The following is a 278-nucleotide window of genomic DNA, read 5'->3' as shown; positions in this document are numbered from 1 at the left end:
CAAAGCTTCATTCCTGAACTTGTTCCTGAATTCGCTTCAGAAGGGGATCTACTTATTATAGGTTGGGGAGGAACTTATGGTTCTCTTCACACCGCTGCCAAGCAACTTTATGATGAAGGCTTCAGAAATATTGGATTCGCTCATTTCAACTATATCAATCCGCTTCCAAAGAACACTGAAGAGCTGTTCAGCAAGTTCAAAAAAATAATCGTTTGTGAGCTGAATACCGGACAATTCGCCAGCATTTTACGAATGAACTTCAGCAGGGAATTCCTTCA

The 278-nt window shown here is 41.0% G+C and carries 1 pseudogene; it reads left to right on the top strand.

Annotated elements, in window-relative coordinates:
• A pseudogene (locus tag HC175_RS23745) lies at positions 1-278 on the top strand (2-oxoacid:acceptor oxidoreductase subunit alpha); the annotation flags it as partial.

The organism is Salinimicrobium oceani, assembly GCF_012037645.1.
This window is presented reverse-complemented; position numbering and strand designations above follow the sequence as displayed.